We start from the raw sequence: 527 nt of genomic DNA on the forward strand, positions 1-527 counted from the left end.
ATTACGGCCGTGGTTCTCGTTTTCGAATTTACCCGCGTGGGTCAGGATTTCCTGATTCCCGTTCTGCTGGCTGTCGGCGGCGCGGCGCTGGGGTTTCAGGGGTGCCAGCGGCTTGTACCTGCTGCGTGGCTGACGCTTTCACGCCAGGCTGGCGTCGGGACCCGGTCTGAAGCGCGATGATCGCGTGGTTTCTATTGTGTTGCATTGACCGGTTGAATCCGAAGCCTGCTCCAGTGATTCCCGAGGCTGCAGCATCGAATGCGAGCGATCCCCGCCGTATGGTTGACTCGCTTGCCTGCTGCCTATTTGATGTCGAAAGGCCGCCTCGCGCGGACAGCACCCACTATCTGAAGCGGTAGTTGATTGCGGTCACTATGTTCAGTTCATCCCGGCGCTCCGTGATGGGACTGTGTGCGGCGTCGTGTTGCAGCCGGCCAACGGTAACGGCCAACGAGCCGACCCATTTCTTCGAGATGTCATAGCTCGCGTATGCGTTAAGGTGAACGTCGCGTAGTCCTGCACTCGTG

The 527-nt window shown here is 59.6% G+C and carries 2 protein-coding genes; one reads left to right on the forward strand and one right to left on the reverse strand.

Annotation, left to right across the window (positions count from 1 at the left end):
- Nucleotides 1–180: hypothetical protein (locus tag HV670_RS30770; protein ID WP_217478572.1), on the forward strand; the 180-nt coding region annotated here is incomplete at its 5' end.
- 163 nt (nucleotides 181–343) lie between these two features.
- Here HV670_RS30770 and HV670_RS30480 read toward each other — a convergent pair.
- Nucleotides 344–527, reverse strand: a 184-nt coding sequence (locus tag HV670_RS30480; protein ID WP_175108610.1) for a MipA/OmpV family protein, incomplete at its 5' end; no start/stop codon positions are given.

It is taken from the genome of Pararobbsia alpina (assembly GCF_902859895.1).
In the GTDB taxonomy this organism is placed as follows: Bacteria; Pseudomonadota; Gammaproteobacteria; order Burkholderiales; family Burkholderiaceae; genus Pararobbsia; species Pararobbsia alpina.